Origin of the sequence: Streptomyces crystallinus (assembly GCF_039521265.1) — a bacterium.
Taxonomy (GTDB): domain Bacteria; phylum Actinomycetota; class Actinomycetes; order Streptomycetales; family Streptomycetaceae; genus Streptomyces; species Streptomyces crystallinus.
This window is the reverse complement of the sequence record NZ_BAAACA010000014.1, coordinates 817,106-834,298: the sequence shown is the minus strand read 5'-3', so window position 1 is coordinate 834,298 and position 17,193 is coordinate 817,106. Positions and strand designations below refer to the sequence as shown.

Here is a 17,193-nt window from a genome sequence, read left to right as displayed (position 1 = left end):
TGTCCGTGCGCTTCCGGATGCGCGGCGGGCGCCCCATCGCCGCCGTCACCGGGGTCTCCTTCGACCTGGCGGCGGGGGAGTGCCTGGCCCTGGTCGGCGAGAGCGGCTGCGGCAAGTCCGTCCTCGCCTCCGCGCTCCTCGGCCTGCTGCCGGGCAACGCCCAGACGGCGGGCAGCGCCGTGCTGCACGCCGGCGGCGACCCCGTCGACCTGCTCGCCGCCGACGAACGCACCCTGGCCCGTACGGTACGGGGGCGCCGCATCGGTCTCGTACCGCAGAGCCCGGCCGCCCACCTCACCCCGGTGCGGACCGTACGGGCGCAGCTCGCCGAGACCCTGCGCGAGCTCACCCGCACCCCCCGGCGCGAACTGCGCGCCGCGACCGAGGCGGCCGCCGCCCGGGCCGCCTTCCCGCCCGGGCACCTCGACCGCTATCCGCACGAGCTGTCCGGCGGCCTCGCCCAGCGCGCGGCCACCGCGCTCGCGCTCGTCGGGGACGCGCCGCTGCTGCTCGCGGACGAGCCGACGACCGGCCTCGACCGCGACCTGGTGGACCGCACGGCCGACGAGCTGCGCCGCACCGCCGACGACGGCCGCGCGCTGCTGATGATCACCCACGATCTGGCGGCGGCCGAGCGGATCGCCGACCGGGTGGCCGTGATGTACGCCGGGCGCGTCGTCGAACTCGCCGACGCCACCTCGTATTTCGGCGGGGAGGGACCCCGCCACCCGTATGCTCGGGGCCTGCTCGACGCGCTTCCGGAGCGGGCGTTCGCACCCATCCCCGGGATGCCGCCCGAACTGGGCGACCTGCCGGAGGGCTGCGCGTTCGCTCCCCGCTGCGAACGGGCCACCGGCCAGTGCGGCACCCTGCCGCCGTTCGACGGCCAGGTCGCCTGTCACCACCTGGAGGAGCCCGGCCGTGCTTGACCTGAAGAACATCACCGCCGGGTACGAGCGCGGGCGCCCCGTCGTCCGTCGGGTGAGCCTGGCCGTGGCCCCCGGCGAGGCGGTCGGCCTGCTCGGCCCCAGCGGCTGCGGCAAGTCCACCCTGGCCCGGGTCGCGGCGCTGCTGCACCGGCCGGACGACGGCACGGTCACCCTCGACGGCGCCCTCGTCACCGAGTGGCGCCACCGCGCGCCGCGCGCGCGGCGCACCGCCGTCGGCGTCGTCTTCCAGTCGCCCCGGCTCTCCGCCGACCCCCGGCTGCGGCTGCGCGACATCGTCGCCGAGCCGCTGCGCGCCACCGGCCGCCGCATCGAGGCCCGCGAGCGCGTCGACGAACTCGCCGACCTCGTCGGCCTCGGCGGCGACCTGCTCAACCGCCGCCCCCACGAGGTCAGCGACGGCCAGCTGCAACGCGCCTGCCTGGCCCGCGCCCTGGTGCTGCGGCCCCGGCTGCTGGTCTGCGACGAGATGACGGCGATGCTGGACGCCTCCACGACGGCAGCCCTGGTGGCGGTGGTCGAGCGCTACCGCACCCAGACGTCCGCGTCCCTGCTCGCGGTGGGCCACGACCGGGCGCTGCTGTCGCGGTGGTGCGACCGGGCGGCCGAGTGGGACGCGCTGTCGCAGTAACGTGCCTGCGCCCCACGCTTCCCGTGGGCCCCTCCGCTCCCGGCCGGCCGGGGCACGCCGGGGAGAGCCGTGGCGATACGTGCCTGCGACGGCCGGTGCCCGCCGCGCGCGGCGACCCGACACCGGGTGACCGGCCGGCGAAGTACCGGCCAACTCCGCGAAGCAGCCTGCCGGTCCGCGTGGGCGGGCCCGCATACTCGGTCGCGTCCGCCCGTCCCCCGCCCCGGGAGCACCCCATGGCTCGACCGACCCGCCGCAACGCCGTCGCCGCCCTCGCCGCGGCCGCCGCCTGCGCCGCCATCGCGCCCGCCGCCACCGCGGCCGAGCGCCCCGGCGCCCGCCCCGCCGGGCCCAGACCGCTGCGCCGCACCCACGCGCACAACGACTACGAGCACCCGCACCCCCTCTTCGACGCCCTCGGGCACGGGTTCACCAGCGTCGAGGCCGACATCTACCTGGTCGACGGCCGGCTCCTGGTGGCCCACGACCCGGCCGACCTCGACCCGGCCCGCACCCTCGAAAGGCTCTACCTCGACCCGCTGCGGGCCCTCGTCCACGCCAACCACGGCGCGGTCTACCGGGGCTACCACCACCCCGTACAGCTCCTGATCGACATCAAGGCCGACGGCGCCGCCGCCTACCTCGAACTCGACCGGCGGTTGCGCCCGTACCGCCGGATGCTCAGCGGCTACGCGTACGGCCGTGTGCGGACGGGCGCCGTCACCCCCGTCATCTCCGGCGACCGCGCCGCCCGTGCGCCCATGGAGGCGCAGCAGGTGCGCCACGCCTTCTACGACGGCCGCCTCGACGACCTCGGCACGGCCGCCACCGGCGCCTTCATCCCCCTGATCAGCAGCAACTGGACGCAGAGCTTCAGCTGGCTGGGCGCCGGGCCCTTCCCGGACGCCGAGCGCCAGAAGCTGCGTTCGATCGTGGCCCGGGCCCACGCGCACCGCCAGCGCGTACGGTTCTGGGCGACCCCGGACCTGGCCGGGCCCGAGCGGGAGGCGCTGTGGCGCGAACTGCTCGCCGCCGACGTCGACTACCTCAACACCGACGACCTCGCGGGCCTGGAGGCCTTCCTGCGCGCCCACGGCGATTAGTCCCCGCGACGGCACACCCGCCCGTCACGGACGTCACCCGGCCGACAACACCCGTACGGCGGACACGCCATACGCCCGACCGGCCCGCCTCCTCCGCCACACTGGCCGCCGAATGCCGCAATTCCGGCGCGGTGGAGGAGGTTGGCCATGGCCATTTCGATCTCGGTGGTGCTGTTGCTCATGGTGCTGGCGGTGATCTTCCTCCGCAGCGGCGGGCTCAAGGCCTCGCACGCGATGGTCTGTGTGCTGCTCGGCTTCTTCCTCGCCGGTACGAGCATGGCGCCCACGATCCAGGACGGGCTGAACGCCACCGCGAGCGTGGTCGGTAGCCTCAGGCCATGACAGCGGCCCGCCGGAAGATCACGGCCGAGGCGCGGCGCGCCCGCCTCGGCCCCCGCCACCTCCTCACCCCCGCCACTCGCGCGGGCACCCCCGAGGAGGTCGCCCGCCGGCTGGTGGCGCTGCACGCCACCGACCCGGCCACGGTCTTCCTGTCGGTCGCCGCCCGTACCGCCGACGCCTCGGCGGCGGAGCTCGAACGCGCGCTGTACGAGGACCACTCACTGGTCCGGATGCTCTGTATGCGCCGCACGATGTTCGTGCTGCCCACGGAGTTCGCCCCGGTGGCCGACGCGGCGGCCGCCCGAGCCGTCGCCGTCCGTGAGCGCGCGGGTCTGGCGAAGGTGATCGGCGAACAACTCGGCCACGACGCCGCCTGGTTCGCCGCCACCCAGGAGGCGGTGCTCGCGGCCCTCGCGGCGCGCGGCGAGGCGACGGCCGCCCAACTCGCCGACGACGTCCCCGACCTCAAGGCGCAGATCGTCCAGGCCGCGGGCAAGCCGTACGAGGCGCGGCCCCGCATCACCAGCCGCTTCCTCGGTGTGCTGGCCGCCGAGGGCCGCATCCGGCGCGGCCGCCCGCTCGGCAGCTGGGCGTCGAGCCAGTTCCGCTGGACGGTCGCCGAGCCGCACCCCGAGCTCGCCGCCGACGAGGCCAGGGCCGAACTCGCCGCCCGCTATCTGGACGCCTTCGGGCCCGCCACCACCGAGGACGTGAAGTGGTGGACCGGCTGGACCCTGACCGACACCCGCAAGGCGCTGGCCGGGACCGAAGCCGTCGACGTCGACCTGGACGAGGGGCCCGGCCACGCCCTGCCCCACCAGTTGGAGGAGCCGCCGACGCCCGAGCCCTGGGTCGCGCTGCTCCCGGCCCTGGACCCGACCCCGATGGGCTGGCGCCACCGCGACTGGTATCTGGACACCGGCCACAAGGCCGAACTCTTCGACAAGACCGGCAACATCGGCCCCTCGGTGTGGTGGAACGGCCGGATCGCCGGGGGCTGGGCGCAGCGCCCGGACGGCGAGGTGGTCACCCATGTGTTCGCGGACGTGGGCGCCGACGCCCGCCGTGCCATCGAGGCCGAGGCGGGGCGGCTGACGGAGTACTTCGGCGACGTACGCGTCCGGCCGAGCTTCCGCACCCCGCTGGAGCGGCGGCTCTCCGCGTAGCGCGGGCGGCCCAGGGCGCGCCCCGGCTGCGATCGTTGCACGATCATGAAGTGCCCGTGAAGCCGCCTCTACCGCCATGGACACTTCAAGATCGCGGCTCTAGCGTCGGCCGTCGGCGCGACAACCGACGTGCGTACGCGGGCATTCAGGCGTGCGGACGCAGGCACGCAGAGGAGCCGTATGTCCCGCAGGACGCTCGCCCGCGCACTGGCCCTGACCCTGGCCCTGGCCGCACCGGCCGCCACCGCCGGGGCCGCCGAGATACCCAGGGCGCCCGGCCACCGCCTGGTCAGCCAGTACGAGGGAGCCCCGGCCCCTGCCCGGCCGGTCCCGGGGCCGGCCCCCGCCCAGCATCCGTTCCTGGCCCCCAACGGGCGCAGCGGGATGCACGGCGACGCCTGGGGCAGCGGCACCCACCCGTACGCGGGACCGCTGGGGCGCGACCCGCAGGTCACCAGCGAGCAGATCGCGGCCCTCGGCGGTGAGTGCGCCACGACGACGTTCGACGCGGCCGGCCGGCTGATCACCGTCTGCGGCACCTTCCAGGGCTTCAGGCTCAAGCTCCTCGAACCGCGCACGCTCGCCACCCTCGCGGAGTACCAGCTGCCGCAGCGCTCCTCCACCGTGGAGGCCCTCACCCGGCTCGACTTCTCGAAGATCTTCAAGGACACCTCGGGCGGGGCCTACTTCTACCTCGACAACGAGGACCGCGTCGTCCTCGCCGACTCCCGCCACCACATCCTGCGCATCGCCCACGAGCAGGCGCCGGACGGCGCCTGGCACTTCGCCGTCGTGGACGACTGGGACCTGACCGGCGTCGTCCCGCACGACTGCGTCAGCTGGACCAACCTCTTCCCCAGCGGCGTCTGCGACCCGGTCACCTCCGTCATGCCGGACTGGCAGGGCCGCATCTGGTGGGTGACGCGGCTGGGCCGGGTCGGCACGGTGGACCCCGGCACCGGCCGGATCCGCTCGGTGGAGCTGGCGGGGGAGGAGATCCAGAACTCCTTCTCGGTGGCCGAGGACGGCGTCTCCATCGTCTCCGACCACGCCCTGTACAGCTTCGGCGCGAGCGCGGACGGCACTCCGGTGGTGCGGTGGCGCCAGACGTACGACCGGGGCACCGGCACCAAGCCCGGCTCGGTCAACCAGGGCTCGGGCACCACCCCGGACCTCTTCGGCGACGGCTATGTGGCCATCACCGACAACGCCGACGACCGGATGAACGTGGTGGTGTACCGGCGCGGGGCGGGCGTCCCGGACGACCGGCGGCTGGTCTGCAAGGTGCCGGTGTTCGCCGCCGGCCGCTCCACCACCGACAACTCCCTGATCACCTGGGGCAACAGCATCGTCGTCGAGAACAACTACGGCTACGAGAACGTCACCTCGCTGACCTTCGGCAGGAGTGTCACCGGCGGCGTGACCCGGATCGACGTCCGCCCGGACGGCAGCGGCTGCGACACGGTGTGGGAGAGCGCGGTGCGCTCCCCCTCGACCGTCCCCAAGCTCTCCACGGCGAACGGGTTGCTTTATTTCTACGAGAAGGAGCCCAACGCCCTGGGCATCGACGCCTGGTATCTGACCGCTGTCGACTTCCGTACCGGCGCGGTGCGCTGGAAGCGGCTGACCGGGACCGGGCCCGCGTACGACAACAACTGGGCGCCGGTGACGATCGGACCGGACGGCACGGCCTACGTGGGAGTCTTCAACGGGATCGTCGCCGTGCGCGACCGGGACTGACAGGGGGAGGGGTAGTCAGATCAGCCGGGAGCGTATGAGGAAGCGGACCCCCTCCGGGGCCTCCAGCGAGAAGCCGCTGCCGCGCCCCTCGACGACGTCGACGATGAGCCGGGTGTGCTGCCAGACCTCGTGCTGACTCGCCGACATCCAGAACGGGACGGGCTCCTCGACCCCGTCGACGGCGAGGCGTTCGAGCAGGACGTCCGAGCCTCCCGTACGGAACTCGCCGTCCGGGTAGCACATGGGCGCGCTGCCGTCGCAGCAGCCGCCCGACTGGTGGAACATCAGGGGCCCGTGGGCCGCCCGCAGCCGCCGCAGCAGTTCGGCGGCCGCGGGCGTCAGCTCCACGCGCGCGTGGCCGCCGTCGTGCGGGTCTCCCGCGTTCCCTGCGGACATGAGGATCACGGCCCTTCGGTCTGCGTGTCGTGCCCCGGCCCCGCCAACCAAGCACGGGCGGGGTTGCGGCCACGTTGCGGACCCGTCGGACAGGCCCTAGGGCTGTCGTGCGGCCTCGGGGGCCTCGCGCGGGTGCGGGAGCGGAAGCACGGTGGAGGTGAGCGGGTCGTCGTGCTGGAGCGAGACCGTCCGGGCGGGGGCCGGGATGGAGATGCCCTCCGCGCGGTAGCGCTTGTGCAGGCGCTTGATGAACTCGTGCTTGATCCGGTACTGGTCGCTGAACTCGCCCACGCCCAGGATCACCGTGAAGTTGATCCGGGAGTCGCCGAAGGTGTGGAAGCGGATGGCCGCCTCGTGGTGGGGGAGCGCGCCGGTGACGTCGACCATCACGCTGTCGATGACGTCGAGGGTGACCCGCTCGACGTGTTCCAGGTCGCTGTCGTACCCCACCCCCACCTGCACGAGGATCGACAGCTCCTGCTCGGGGCGGCTGAAGTTGGTCATGTTCGTCCGCGCGAGGCGGGCGTTGGGGATGATGACCAGGTTGTTCGACAGGTTGCGCACCACGGTGTTGCGCCAGTTGATGTCGACGACATACCCCTCCTCGCCGCTGCTGAGCCGCATGTAGTCACCGGGCTGCACGGTCTTGGAGGCGAGGATGTGCACCCCGGCGAAGAGGTTGGCGAGGGTGTCCTGGAGCGCCAGAGCCACCGCGAGGCCGCCCACGCCGAGGGCGGTGAGCAGCGGGGCGATGGAGATGCCCAGGGTGTCCAGGGCGACCAGCGAGCCCATCGCCACCACCACGACACGGGTGATGTTGACGAAGATGGTGGCCGACCCGGCCACCCCGGTCCGCGACTGCGCCAGGGACCGCACCAGCTCCGCGATCACCCGGGCCGTGGTGAGCGTGGTGATGAGGATGAGCAGGGCGGTCAGCGAGTGGTTGACGATCGCCGCGATACGGGTGGTGAGCGGCAGCGCCGAGGCCGCGGCGGCGGCGCCCGCGATGACGGCGGCCCCGGGAGCGACCGTGCGCAGCGCGTCGACGATGATGTCGTCGCCTTTCCACTTCGTCCTCAGCGCGTGCCTGCCCAGCCACCGCAGCAGCGCGCGCAGCAGCACTGCGGCGACGAGCCCGGCGGCCAGCGCGATCCCGGCGACCACCCAGTCGTGCAGCACGAGGCCCCGGGTCAACGGACGCCCTCCGAGCCGCGTCGGGCCGGGCAGGGAGAAAGGGCTGGGCGAAGGCCGGGCGCCGGGCCGAGCGCGAGGGCCGACACCGGCCGTCCTATGTGAAGTGTCGCCATCTTGTCACCTGTCAGTTCGTCGTGCGTGAAGCGTCGTTCGGGGCCGCGGACGCGCGCGCCGAACGGGCTGCCATCCTGCCCCATGGGCACAGCGGCCCCGCAGGTGGGCCGGGGTGACGCCGACCACCGGCCCGCTACCCGCGCAGGGTCTCGTCCAGCTCCCGGGCCACCGGCTCCTCGGGCGCGCTCAGCCCGGCGCGTTCGGCCAGCACACCGCCCTGGAAACGGCTCTCGGCGCCCAGCTCCTCCAGCAGCTCCGCGATGTGGCGGCGGCAGGTGCGCAGCGACATGCCCATGCGCCGGGCGATCACCTCGTCCTTGGCGCCCTCGGCGAGCAGACCCACCAGCGCCCGCCGCAGACTGGGCCCGACCTCCTTGTACGCGGCCTCGCTGGTGCCCAGGAACGGGGTGGCCCCCGACCAGTGCTGCTCGAACACCCGGCAGAGGTAGGCGACCACATCGGGGTCCCGGACGAGCACCGCGCCCTCGCCCGAACCGCCGTCCGCGCGCCGGGGGAGGAAGGCCACGGCCCGGTCGAACACCACGGCCCGGTCGGGCAGTTCGGCGGCGGTGCGGTACTCGGCGCCGGCCTCGGCGAGCGTCTCCACATATCCCTGGGTGGAGAGGCTGGAGCGCGCCGAGTGCTGGTAGAGCGTGCGCATCCGGATGCCCCGGCGGAGCATCGCCAGATCCCGGTCGATGGCGTCCCCGAGGCGGTGGGGTGCGCGGCCGCCACCCGGCTGGATGCTGAAGACCTCCTCGCGGCAGTCCGCCGCGGCCTCGGTGAGCATCGCGGACGCGGCCGACAGGTCGGGCAGCAGGTCGATGCCCTCCCGGTGGCCGCGCCGACGGCGGGTGGAGCGGTAGGCGGGCATCAGGGAGTGCAGGTCGTCGCGTACGGACTGGGCGTGTGCCGCGTCCCGGGCGAGTCGGGCCTCCAGTGGCCCCACCACCTCCGCGGCGGCGGCGTCGGGGCTGACGGCTATGAGCTCCTCGGGTCTGCCGGGAGCGGGGCGCAGCAGCCGGAGCAGCAGCAGGGTCCGGCAGGCGGCCTCGACCTCCTGCTGGGTCAGCCCGAGGGCCGAGGGCGCGGCGGGCGGCCAGCCCTTGAGGCTGCCCTGTGACAGCACGTACTCGAAGACCGCGACGGCCCTCGCGTCCAGCTGCGGCAGGCCGTCCAAGTTTGCCCCGATAGTCATGTGTTTCCCCCGCAATGCGGCCGTACTACTTCCGTGCCATGCAGGCTATTGCCAGGTCAAAGCGCTGGACCAACAGGGCTCGCCGGGATGGACTTCGGGTGTCCGGCCGGGCAAACCCCGCCAGGCCGACATTCCGGTCCTCATGTCTGTGTGAACGCGTGCCTCCGTAGGCCCCACGAGGAACGGAGTTGCCCGTTCATGACCTCCCGACCCTGGAGCCGTGCCATGCCCAGAGCAGTCCGCTGTCTTCTCGTCCTGACGGTCCTGGTGGTGGGTGGCGCGTGCGTCACCTCGGCGGGCGGCGGGCCAGGGGCGGCGGCCGCGGGGCGCGGCGGTGGGAGCACGGCGACCAGGACGGTCGCGGCGGACATCCTCGACACCAGCTGGGGCGACGACTACATCCGGCCCGAGCAGTAGATCCCCTCGGTGCAGCCGCCCCGGCGGGGCGTGCCCCGCCGCCACCCGTGAACTGCGAGGTCGAACAGCGTGTCACCCCTGTCCGCGCCGCCGCCCGCCGCGTCCCCGGCCCTCCCGGGCCCCCGGCGGGCCCGCGCCGAAGGTCCGGCGGACCTGGCGCTCCTGCCCGATCTGGTCCACGCCGCCATCGCCCGGTCCGCGCCCGAGCGCGGTGGGGCGGCCGAGCGGAGCGCGGAGCCCGACTGGAGCGTCACGCAGGGCGACTTCTGGTGCCATGTGGTCCCCGCCGGGGCCGCCCGCCGCGCCCAGGGCTGGAAGCTGCACGTCTCGGCCACGCCGCTCTCCGCCCCCGTGACCCTGGCCCGCTCCGCCGAGGTGCTCGTCGCCCACCGGGCCGCCTTCAAGTTCGCGGGCAGCCCCGCCCGCGTCGCGGCCCTGGTCTCCGGGCGGTACGAGCGGGGCGGCGGCGGCAAGTTCCTGACCGTCTATCCGGCCGACGACGACCAGTTCCGGCTGCTCGCCGAGGAGTTGCACCTGGCCACGGCCGGGCTGCCGGGGCCGGCCGTCCTCTCCGACCGGCGCTATCTGCCCGGCAGCCAGGTGTACTACCGGTACGGGGTGTTCTCCGCCGCTCCCGTCCTGACCCCCGACGGCTGCTTCGCCGCCCGGCTCACCGACCCCGATGGCCAGCCGGTCGCGGACGAGCGGAACGCCTGGTTCAGCCCGCCGAGCTGGGCGGGCGACCCCTTCCCCGACCGCCCGGCGGCCCCCGCGCGCAGCAAGGCCACAGCCAAGCCGGTCCTGCTGAACGACCGCTATCTCGTACGCGGCGCGATCCAGCACTCCAACAAGGGCGGGGTGTTCCGGGCCGAGGACACCAGGACCGGTGCCCAGGTCGTCGTCAAACAGGCGCGGCCCCATGTCGGGGCGGGCCTCGAGGGGCTGGACGTCCGCGATCTGCTGCGCCGCGAGGCGGCGTTGCTCGACCGCTTCGGGAGCCTGCGCCCGGGCCGGGTCCCGCGCCTGGTGGAGGTGTTCGAGCAGCAGGGCAGCGAGTTCCTGGCCGCCGAGGCGGTGCCCGGCGCGACCCTGCGCCGGACCGTCGCCGAGCGGCTGATCCAGGACGGCACCGCGTGCCCCGACGACCGTACGGCCCACTCCCTGGTCCGCCAGCTCGTCGACCTCGTCGGCACCGCCCATGAACTGGGCGTCACCCTGCACGACTTCAACCCCAACAACGTGATGGCCACCCCGGACGGCCGACTCCTGCTGATCGACCTGGAGATGGCGGCGCGCGAGGGCGAACTCTGGGTGCTCGGCGCGACGCCCGGCTACACCGCCCCCGAGCTGCGCGCCCAGGACCAGGTGGCGCCCGCGTCGGCGCCGGGCGTCGACCTGTACGCCCTCGGGGCGACCGTCCTGCACGCGCTGAGCGGCGCCGACCCGCTCTTCGCCCCGGACCGGCCGGGCACCGGGACCGCCCGGCCGGAGGAGGAGCGCCTGGCCGCCCTGGTGGGGCTGCTGGCCCGCGACAACGCGCCGGTACGGCGTTTCGCGCCCCTGATACGGGGGCTGATGCGGGACGAGCCCGCCGACCGCTGGCCGCTGGAGCGGGCGCGGCGGTTCCTCGCGCCCGACGAGCCCGCGGGAGCGCTGGGCGTCGGTCCGGCTTCCGCCCCGCTCGCCCCCGGCGCCGCGCCGCACCCCCGGCCGGACGCCACCGCACCCGTACGCCTGCTGCGAGACGGCGTCGCCCACCTCCTCGCCACGATGCGTCCGCGCGACCCCGAACGGCTCTGGGCCTCGGAGGCGTTCGGCGAGACGTGCGACCCGGTGGCCGTGCAGCACGGTTCGGCGGGCGGCGTGGGCGTACTGGCCCGGGCGCTGCGCCACTGGGACGCGCTCGGGGACTCGGCGGCCGTGACACGGGACGCGCTGCGCGACGGGCTCGCCGCCGCCGCGCACTGGACGGCGGACCGGCAGGACGCCCTGCCCAGCGACCTGCCCGGCCTGCACTTCGGCCGCTCGGGCACCGCCTGGGCGCTGCTGGACGCCGCCCGGGCGCTGGACGACCCGGCGCTCGCCGCCCGCGCCACCGCGCTCGCCCTGGCCCTCCCCGTCGAGTGGCCCAACCCCGACGTGTGCCACGGGGCGGCCGGATCCGGCCTCGCCCAGCTGCACTTCTGGCGTGCCACCGGGGACCCGCGCTTCCTCGACCGTGCCACGCGGGCCGCCGACGGACTGCTCGCGGCGGCCCGGCGCACCCCCGAGGGGATCTTCTGGCCGGTGCCCGAGGACTTCGCGTCCGCCCTCGCCGGAGCCTGGCACTACGGCTTCGCGCACGGCGTGGCCGGTGTCGCCACCTTCCTGCTGCTCGCGGCCGAGGCCACGGGGCAGGAGCGGTTCCTCGGCGCGGCCGTCGAGGCGGGCGCCACCCTCGCGGCCGCCGCACGGCCGGGGCCGGCCGGTGCGCTGTGGCCGGTGGACCGCGCCCGTCATCTCTCCGACTCACCGGACCTCGCCCGGCACTGGTGCAGCGGCTCGTCCGGGGTGGGCACCTTCCTGGTTCGGCTCTGGTCGGCCACCGGCGCCCACGACGACGCCCTGCGCGCACTGGTGGAGGACGCGGCCCTCGCCGTACGGGCGGGCAGGGCGACCGACTCGACCTCCACCTGCCACGGGCTCGCGGGCAACGCCGAGTTCCTGCTCGACGCGGCCGAGTTGACCGGCGAGGAACATCACCGCGCCGCCGCTGAGCTGCTGGTCGAGCACCTGGCCGCACAGGCCGTCGTCCACGACGGCCGGCTGCTGGTGCCGGACGAGAACCGCAGGACGGTGCTCGCCGAGTACGCCGGCGGCCTCGGCGGCAGCCTCTCGCTGCTGCTGCGCCTGCGGTTCGGCGGACCGCGCGCGTGGCTGCCGGAGGGCCGACACGCGCCGAAGCCACCGCCCGCCCGGCGTGGTCCCCGCGCGCGGCTGCCCGAGGGCGGACGCGCCCACCCCTGAACGTCCGGCGGCCACCCGGCCGCCGGCAGCCGGACCCACCGGGTCCGGCACGACCTCCCGAACGAAGGAGCCCATCATGATGGAGCACGACATCGACGCCCTCCAGGTGCTGCCCGAGGACGTCCGTACCGAGAGCCTCGGCGGCGAGGACCACGCCGCCGCGCTGATCACCGCCTGCCGCATCCACACCAGCGGCTGCTGACCCACCGGTGGAGGGGGCCGGCCCTCGTCCGGCCCCCTCCACCGCGCACCGGACCGCCGGGCCCTGACGGGCCCTCAGCCCCGGCGCGGGAGAGTGAAGTTCCGCCCGGCGCGGATACGCGCTCGGCGGACGGTGCACATGTAAGCGCCATGTGGACGTTGCCGCGAGCCCGCCGCGCAGTGCGGGCGCTGTTCCCCGCCGTGCCCCTCGCGCTGACCGCCGGCGCCCTGCCCGCGTACGGCGTCGCCCCACCGGCGCCCTCGGGCGCCCCGCTGACGTGCTCGACCTCCGACGGCCCGTACCAGCGCGAGGTCGAGGAGCTGATGGGGCTGGAGGCGGACGGCTCGCAGTCGCCCGCCGACTGCCAGGCGATCCAGCGCTACCAGGAGAGCCAGCTGATCGTGCCGGCCGACGGATCCGCCGGAGCGATCACGTACACCGCCCTGTACTGGGAGTGGGCCCAGAACTACCCCGAGAAGCTGACCGGCTGCCCGAGGCGCGAGGGCCGGGTCGCCTGCGTCGACCTGAGCCACCAGATCCTGTGGGTCGCCAAGGACGGCAAGGTGGTCTTCACCCCCGTCGCCGTCAGGTCCGGCCGGGCCGAGCTGCCCACCCGCACCGGGTGGTTCCGTATCGAGCAGCGCAAGCAGGACGACTGGTCGACGCTGTACAACTCGCCGATGACGTACAGCCAGTACTTCAGCGGCGGCCAGGCCATCCACGGCGTCTACAACAACCTCTACGAGGGCCCCGGCTCCCACGGCTGTGTCAATCTGCGCCACGAGGACGCCCACCACCTGTGGGGCGCCTTGCAGCAGGGGGACGCGGTGTACGTGTGGGGGAGGAAGCCACAGGGCTGATCGCTCACTCGCGGTCACCGACCAGGGCGTTTGCGTGACCTTCCCACCCTTGGGCGGCACCCCTTGAACGTTCGAACAGGGGTCGGGTTAGCATATGAGCGCCGCCTAGCTCGAAAGATAAACTCGTGACTGTCAATGACGACTCGTTCACCAATTGGAAGAACCGCGAGGAGATCGCGGAGTCGATGATCCCGATCATCGGGAAGCTGCACCGGGAGCGGGACGTGACCGTCCTCCTCCACAGCCGCTCCCTGGTGAACAAGTCGGTGGTCAGCATCCTCAAGACGCACCGCTTCGCCCGGCAGATCGCCGGCGAGGAGCTCTCGGTCACCGACACCCTTCCCTTCCTGCAGGCCCTCACCACCCTCGACCTCGGTCCCTCGCAGATCGACATCGGCATGCTCGCCGCGGAGTACCAGGCCGACGACCGCGGTCTGAGCGTCGCGGAGTTCACCGCCCAGGCCGTCATCGGCGCCACGGGTGCCAACAAGATCGAGCGCCGCGAGGGCCGCGACGTCGTCCTCTACGGGTTCGGCCGCATCGGCCGGCTCGTCGCGCGCCTGCTCATCGAGAAGGCCGGCTCCGGCAACGGTCTGCGGCTGCGCGCCGTGGTCGTGCGCGGCGGCGGCGAGGCGGACCTCGTCAAGCGCGCCTCCCTGCTGCGCCGTGACTCCATCCACGGCCAGTTCCAGGGCACGATCACCGTGGACGAGGCGACCAGCACGATCTTCGCCAACGGCAACGCGATCAAGGTGATCTACGCCAACGACCCCTCCGAGGTCGACTACACGGCGTACGGCATCAAGGACGCCATCCTCATCGACAACACCGGCAAGTGGCGCGACCGCGAGGGTCTCTCCCAGCACCTGCGCCCCGGTATCGACAAGGTCGTCCTGACCGCGCCCGGCAAGGGCGACGTGCCCAACATCGTGCACGGCGTCAACCACGACACGATCAAGCCGGACGAGCGGATCCTGTCCTGCGCCTCCTGCACCACCAACGCGATCGTCCCGCCGCTGAAGGCCATGGACGACGAGTACGGCGTGCTGCGCGGCCACGTGGAGACCGTCCACTCGTTCACCAACGACCAGAACCTGCTGGACAACTACCACAAGGCGGACCGCCGCGGCCGCTCCGCGCCGCTGAACATGGTCATCACCGAGACCGGTGCCGCCTCCGCCGTCGCGAAGGCGCTGCCCGACCTCAAGGCGCCCATCACCGGCAGCTCGATCCGCGTCCCCGTCCCGGACGTCTCGATCGCCATCCTCAGCCTGCGCCTGGGCCGTGAGACCACCCGCGAGGAGGTCCTCGAGCACCTCCGCGACGTCTCGCTGCACTCGCCGCTGAAGCGCCAGATCGACTTCACCACCGCCCCCGACGCCGTCTCCATGGACTTCGTCGGCTCGCGCCACGCCTCGATCGTCGACGCCGGCGCCACCAAGGTGGACGGCGACAACGCGATCCTCTACCTCTGGTACGACAACGAGTTCGGCTACTCGTGCCAGGTCATCCGGGTCGTCCAGCACGTCTCGGGCGTCGAGTACCCGACGTACCCGGTGCCGACGGCCTGAGCGCTCCTGAGATGAGCGAAGAGGCGCCTGGCGGGCGAAAGCCCGGGCCAGGCGCCTCTTCACTTGCTGTGGACGGTCAGACCAGGTCGAACCGGTCCAGGTTCATGACCTTCTCCCACGCGGCGATGAAGTCCTTGGCGAACTTCTCCTTCGCGTCGTCGCTCGCGTACACCTCGGCGAGGGCGCGCAGCTCCGAGTTGGAGCCGAAGACCAGGTCGGCACGGGTGCCGGTCCACTTGACCGCGCCACTGGCGTCGCGGCCCTCGAAGGCGTGCGCGTCGTCGGAGGTGGCCTTCCACGTCGTGCCCAGGTCGAGCAGGTTGACGAAGAAGTCGTTGGTCAGCACCCCGGGGGTCTCGGTGAAGACGCCCGCCGAGGACTCCTGGTGGTTGGCGCCCAGCACGCGCAGACCGCCGACCAGGACGGTCAGCTCGGGAGCGCTCAGCGTCAGCAGGTTCGCCTTGTCGAGCAGCAGGTACTCGGCCGGGAGGCGGTTGCCCTTGCCCAGGTAGTTGCGGAAGCCGTCCGCGGTCGGCTCGAGGGCGGCGAAGGACTCGACGTCGGTCTGCTCCTGGGAGGCGTCCGTGCGGCCCGGGGTGAAGGAGACCTGGAGGTCGAGCCCCGCGTCCTTGGCGGCCTTCTCCACGGCGGCGGACCCGCCGAGGACGATCAGGTCGGCCAGCGAGATCTGCTTGCCGCCGGAGTTGAACTCCTGCTGGATCCCCTCCAGGGTGCTCAGCACCACCGCGAGGCGGTCCGGGTCGTTGGCCTCCCAGCCGCGCTGCGGCTCCAGCCGGATCCGGGCGCCGTTGGCGCCGCCGCGCTTGTCGCTGCCGCGGAAGGACGAGGCGGCGGCCCAGGCGGTGAAGACGAGCTGGGAGACGGTGAGGCCGGAGGCGAGGATCCGTTCCTTGAGGGAGGCGACGTCCTCGGCCGAGACCAGCTCGTGGGTGACCTCGGGCAGCGGGTCCTGCCACAGCAGGACCTCGGACGGGACCTCCGGGCCGAGGTAGCGCGAGACCGGGCCCATGTCGCGGTGGGTCAGCTTGTACCAGGCGCGCGCGAACGCGTCCGCGAACTCGGCGGGGTTGTCCTTGAAGCGCCGCGAGATCGGCTCGTACACCGGGTCGAGACGCAGCGAGAGGTCGGTCGTGAGCATGGTCGGCGCATGGCTCTTCGACGGGTCGTGGGCGTCGGGCACGGTGCCCGCCCCGGCGCCGTCCTTGGGCCGCCACTGGTAGGCGCCCGCCGGGCTCTTGAACAGCTCCCACTCATAGCCGAAGAGGATCTCGAAGAAGCTGTTGTCCCAGGTGGTCGGCGTGTTCGTCCAGATGCCCTCGAGGCCGCTGGTGATCGTGTCGCCGCCCTTTCCGGTGCCGTGCGTGTTCCGCCAGCCCAGGCCCTGCTCCTCCAGCGGGGCGGCCTCGGGGTCGGGGCCGACGGCCTCCGAGGGGCCCGCGCCATGGGTCTTGCCGAAGGTGTGGCCGCCCGCGATGAGCGCGACCGTCTCCTCGTCGTTCATCGCCATCCGGCGGAAGGTCTCACGGATGTCGCGGGCCGCGGCGATCGGGTCCGGGTTGCCGTTGGGGCCCTCGGGGTTGACGTAGATGAGGCCCATCTGGACGGCGCCGAGCGGGTTCTCCAGATCGCGGTCGCCCGTGTAGCGCTCGTCGCCGAGCCAGGTGGTCTCGGGGCCCCAGTAGACGTCCTCGTCGGGCTCCCAGACGTCCGCGCGGCCGCCGCCGAAGCCGAAGGTCTTGAAGCCCATGGTCTCCAGGGCGACATTGCCGGTGAGGACCAGCAGGTCGGCCCAGGACAGGCTCTGGCCGTACTTCTTCTTGACCGGCCACAGCAGTCGGCGGGCCTTGTCCAGGCTGACGTTGTCCGGCCAGCTGTTGAGCGGGGCGAACCGCTGCTGACCGGCACCGGCGCCGCCGCGGCCGTCGCTGATGCGGTAGGTGCCGGCGCTGTGCCAGGCCATCCGGATCATCAGCGGGCCGTAGTTGCCGAAGTCGGCGGGCCACCAGTCCTGCGAGGTCGTCAGGACCTCGGCGATGTCCCGCTTCACCGCGGGCAGGTCGAGACGGTTGAACGCCTCGGCGTAGTCGAACTCCTCGCCCAGCGGGTTGGCCACGGCGGGGTTCTTGGCGAGGATCTTCAGATTGAGCCGCTCGGGCCACCACTGACGGTTTCCGCCGCCCTGCGTGGGATGCGGGGCGCGACCGTGTACGACCGGGCAGCCGCCCGTCGCGTCCTCCGGCTTCGGGTCCGTGACGATCGCGTCGTGGTTCTCAGACATCGGAATC

Annotated in this window: 15 protein-coding genes; 11 read left to right on the top strand and 4 right to left on the bottom strand. The window is 73.4% G+C overall.

Features of this window, described 5'->3' with window-relative positions:
- Positions 1 to 17 precede the first annotated feature (17 nt).
- The 6 genes from ABD236_RS14280 to ABD236_RS14255 all read left to right on the top strand — a co-directional run bounded on the left by ABD236_RS14280 (position 18) and on the right by ABD236_RS14255 (position 5,929).
- On the top strand, positions 18 to 929 hold the full coding sequence (locus tag ABD236_RS14280; RefSeq protein ID WP_344074239.1) for an ABC transporter ATP-binding protein: 912 nt from the start codon (positions 18 to 20) through the stop codon (positions 927 to 929).
- Positions 922 to 1,578: an ABC transporter ATP-binding protein gene (locus tag ABD236_RS14275; protein WP_344073990.1), complete on the top strand. Its 657-nt coding sequence runs from the start codon at positions 922 to 924 to the stop codon at positions 1,576 to 1,578. The genes ABD236_RS14280 and ABD236_RS14275 overlap by 8 nt, the downstream gene beginning before the upstream one ends.
- Before the next feature lie 236 nt (positions 1,579 to 1,814).
- On the top strand, positions 1,815 to 2,681 hold the full coding sequence (locus ABD236_RS14270) for a phosphatidylinositol-specific phospholipase C/glycerophosphodiester phosphodiesterase family protein (protein ID WP_344073989.1): 867 nt from the start codon (positions 1,815 to 1,817) through the stop codon (positions 2,679 to 2,681).
- A 147-nt stretch (positions 2,682 to 2,828) separates the two neighbouring features.
- A complete protein-coding gene (locus ABD236_RS14265) occupies positions 2,829 to 3,023 on the top strand; it encodes a hypothetical protein (RefSeq protein ID WP_344073987.1) in 195 nt (64 codons plus the stop codon).
- Positions 3,020 to 4,189: a winged helix DNA-binding domain-containing protein gene (locus ABD236_RS14260; protein WP_344073986.1), complete on the top strand. Its 1,170-nt coding sequence runs from the start codon at positions 3,020 to 3,022 to the stop codon at positions 4,187 to 4,189. Before ABD236_RS14265 ends, ABD236_RS14260 begins: the two co-directional genes overlap by 4 nt.
- Positions 4,190 to 4,369: 180 nt before the next feature.
- Positions 4,370 to 5,929 (top strand): hypothetical protein, encoded by a 1,560-nt coding sequence (locus tag ABD236_RS14255; RefSeq protein ID WP_344073985.1) that lies wholly within the window; start codon positions 4,370 to 4,372, stop codon positions 5,927 to 5,929.
- Between the two features lie 15 nt (positions 5,930 to 5,944).
- On the opposite strand, the gene ABD236_RS14250 is transcribed toward ABD236_RS14255, so the two are convergent.
- The 3 genes from ABD236_RS14250 to ABD236_RS14240 form a co-directional block, all read right to left on the bottom strand.
- A complete protein-coding gene (locus ABD236_RS14250) occupies positions 5,945 to 6,325 on the bottom strand; it encodes a DUF779 domain-containing protein (protein WP_344073984.1) in 381 nt (126 codons plus the stop codon).
- 96 nt (positions 6,326 to 6,421) lie between these two features.
- Positions 6,422 to 7,519 (bottom strand): mechanosensitive ion channel family protein, encoded by a 1,098-nt coding sequence (locus ABD236_RS14245; protein ID WP_344073982.1) that lies wholly within the window; start codon positions 7,517 to 7,519, stop codon positions 6,422 to 6,424.
- 247 nt (positions 7,520 to 7,766) lie between these two features.
- Positions 7,767 to 8,831: a hypothetical protein gene (locus ABD236_RS14240; protein WP_344073981.1), complete on the bottom strand. Its 1,065-nt coding sequence runs from the start codon at positions 8,829 to 8,831 to the stop codon at positions 7,767 to 7,769.
- A 225-nt stretch (positions 8,832 to 9,056) separates the two neighbouring features.
- On the opposite strand from ABD236_RS14240, the gene ABD236_RS14235 reads away from it, so the two are divergent.
- From ABD236_RS14235 to ABD236_RS14215, 5 genes are all read left to right on the top strand, one after another.
- Positions 9,057 to 9,248 carry a hypothetical protein gene (locus ABD236_RS14235; protein ID WP_344073980.1) on the top strand — a complete coding sequence of 64 codons (192 nt, stop codon included), beginning with the start codon at positions 9,057 to 9,059 and terminating at the stop codon, positions 9,246 to 9,248.
- A 69-nt stretch (positions 9,249 to 9,317) separates the two neighbouring features.
- On the top strand, positions 9,318 to 12,254 hold the full coding sequence (gene lanL, locus ABD236_RS14230) for a class IV lanthionine synthetase LanL (protein WP_344073978.1): 2,937 nt from the start codon (positions 9,318 to 9,320) through the stop codon (positions 12,252 to 12,254).
- 76 nt (positions 12,255 to 12,330) lie between these two features.
- Complete coding sequence (locus ABD236_RS14225; RefSeq protein WP_344073977.1) at positions 12,331 to 12,456, top strand: ALQxL family class IV lanthipeptide; 126 nt, start codon at positions 12,331 to 12,333, stop codon at positions 12,454 to 12,456.
- Between the two features lie 149 nt (positions 12,457 to 12,605).
- Complete coding sequence (locus ABD236_RS14220; protein ID WP_344073976.1) at positions 12,606 to 13,316, top strand: L,D-transpeptidase; 711 nt, start codon at positions 12,606 to 12,608, stop codon at positions 13,314 to 13,316.
- 125 nt (positions 13,317 to 13,441) lie between these two features.
- Positions 13,442 to 14,887: a glyceraldehyde-3-phosphate dehydrogenase gene (locus ABD236_RS14215; protein ID WP_344073975.1), complete on the top strand. Its 1,446-nt coding sequence runs from the start codon at positions 13,442 to 13,444 to the stop codon at positions 14,885 to 14,887.
- A 76-nt stretch (positions 14,888 to 14,963) separates the two neighbouring features.
- On the opposite strand, the gene katG is transcribed toward ABD236_RS14215, so the two are convergent.
- Positions 14,964 to 17,186 carry a catalase/peroxidase HPI gene (katG, locus tag ABD236_RS14210; RefSeq protein ID WP_344073974.1) on the bottom strand — a complete coding sequence of 741 codons (2,223 nt, stop codon included), beginning with the start codon at positions 17,184 to 17,186 and terminating at the stop codon, positions 14,964 to 14,966.
- Positions 17,187 to 17,193 lie beyond the last annotated feature (7 nt).